Here is a 1,887-nt window from a genome sequence, read left to right on the forward strand (position 1 = left end):
ACTCAAGCCGGTTATCGGAATGTTCAGGTTTATAAAGCTTGGCCCGAACCGCTGGAGGTAACTACTCTAGTAGCTCAACAGGGCGATATTAAAGGTGCTCAAGCAATTCGCCAGTTTTTGGGTTTTGGAGATGTACTGGTTGAGAGTACCGGTTCTTTGCAGTCCGATGTGACAATCAGATTGGGTAAGGATTGGTTGGAGAAAAAAGCTCAGTCCGGCGGTGCGGCTAAGTCTTTTTAAACTGGATTTTAACTGGGGTATTTGTAGGGACACAGCTATGCTGTGTCCTCTTCTTTTGCGTTGGTAGAGATGGAGGCGATCGCTTTTTTGTCGATTTACTGATACTATATTTTTTGGTAATGATGGATCGCGATCGCAATACCGATACTTCCCTCCGCAATCTGAACTGAAACAATAATTTACCAGGGAAAGCTTAAGATATTTTATAAAGGTAGGGTTGATGAACAAGGGATCTAAAATAGACCGACAGCGGGAACATCAGGCAAATGAACGCACGTTTCTTGCATGGTTACGAACTTCAATCGGTTTAATTGGTTTTGGGTTGGCGATTAGTCGGTTCAGTTTATTTCTGCGTCAATTTCAAGCTACAGTGACTCAGCAAGAAGTTTCCTCCCCTCCCTTCTTCAACTCCGAAACTTTAGGGCTGAGTCTGGTCGTTTTTGGGATTGCGGTCATTCCCTTAGCAGCATGGCGTTATAATCGAGTTTTCTGGCAAATTGAGCGAGGTGATTATCGCCCAAATCGTGTGCTAGTTTGGATTATGACTGGAACTGTGATGATTTTAGGAACATTAACTATTCCGTTGTTGCTGTGGCGAGATCGCGGAAATATAGCTCCCACTTCAACTCCTAAAAACTCTCAATTCTAAGTTAACCCGATCGCTTAGCTAAAGTGAAAATAACCACAACCATATCCTTAAGCTTTTGTGAATCTAGATTGTCTATCGTGTTCGAGAGATGGGGAGAGAATTTGACGATTTTGGCTCGGAGCATCAAAATATACAATTTAAATGCAGTACAAATTACAAGCGGAAGCAAGTGAACTGAAGCCACCGCACCCACAACCAACCTAAAAAGCTCCCCACAAAATAAGAGATAAAATCTGACCAACTAAAGTGATTTCCCAAAATCAGCCTTCCGGGTAAAGTAGCTCGCATTACTTGTAAAAACGGAGGTGTCCACAGTTGGAAAAACTCTACTCCGCAGGTAGCTAGACACACAGCTACAGCAGCCCTAATTTGCGAAAATCGCGGCAATATCAGAACTACCAGCAAAATCCAAAATACCTCATAAGCTATGCTCCCAAAAGAGTCGTTGAACCATTCCGGTGCAGGACCGCGAGAAAATCTCACTACGTAACCTAAAGGGATAATCACGATTATACTGATGAGCAGGGCAATTCGATATTTTAAAAAACGGCGATCGGGAGAAATCGGGGAATTCATTAAATTTGAGACAGGTTTTTTATTCAATTTTACGCTTTTGCTGTAGTATGGCTTCAACTCCCCCAACAGTGACATGAGATGAATGATTACATCGATATTTACTGCGAACGTACCATACCTGGTTTATGGAGTGAACCACTAAATGCTTTATCTAATATTTCTTTTCTCATTGCAGCAGGGGCTATTTTTCAATTGGCTCGGCGACAGCAAAAAGTACCCAAGGGTATTTGGATATTGATTACTTTAGCCACCAGTATAGGTATTGGAAGTGTGCTCTTTCATACATTTGCCACAGAATGGGCAAGATTACTAGATGTGCTTCCTATTATGCTCTTTCAGCTTGGGTTTTTATGGCTCTATAGCCGTCAAGTAGTTAGAATGAAATATGGATATGCAGGAGGATTGCTCGTAGGATTTTTCTT

General features: G+C 42.0%; 4 protein-coding genes. 3 read left to right on the forward strand and 1 reads right to left on the reverse strand.

Features of this window, described 5'->3' with window-relative positions:
- On the forward strand, positions 1-240 hold a 240-nt coding region (locus QUA38_RS25585), incomplete at its 5' end, for a LytR C-terminal domain-containing protein (RefSeq protein WP_333166892.1).
- A 220-nt stretch (positions 241-460) separates the two neighbouring features.
- Positions 461-889: a DUF202 domain-containing protein gene (locus QUA38_RS25590; RefSeq protein WP_333166894.1), complete on the forward strand. Its 429-nt coding sequence runs from the start codon at positions 461-463 to the stop codon at positions 887-889.
- Between the two features lie 153 nt (positions 890-1,042).
- Here the strand turns inward: QUA38_RS25590 and QUA38_RS25595 are convergent, their stop codons facing one another.
- Positions 1,043-1,492, reverse strand: a complete 450-nt coding sequence (locus tag QUA38_RS25595; RefSeq protein WP_333166896.1) for a DUF2809 domain-containing protein — start codon at positions 1,490-1,492, stop codon at positions 1,043-1,045.
- 51 nt (positions 1,493-1,543) lie between these two features.
- Here QUA38_RS25595 and QUA38_RS25600 point away from each other — a divergent pair.
- Positions 1,544-1,887 (forward strand): ceramidase domain-containing protein (locus QUA38_RS25600; protein ID WP_333166898.1); only part of this gene is annotated, 344 nt, incomplete at its 3' end.

Origin of the sequence: Microcoleus sp. Pol12B4 (genome assembly GCF_036701385.1) — a bacterium.
GTDB lineage: Bacteria > Cyanobacteriota > Cyanobacteriia > Cyanobacteriales > Microcoleaceae > Microcoleus.

Bases quoted from the DNA above. Each gene is read 5' to 3' on its own strand.
- QUA38_RS25590 (WP_333166894.1), top strand. From the start codon at position 461: ATGAACAAGGGATCTAAAATAGACCGACAGCGGGAACATCAGGCAAAT.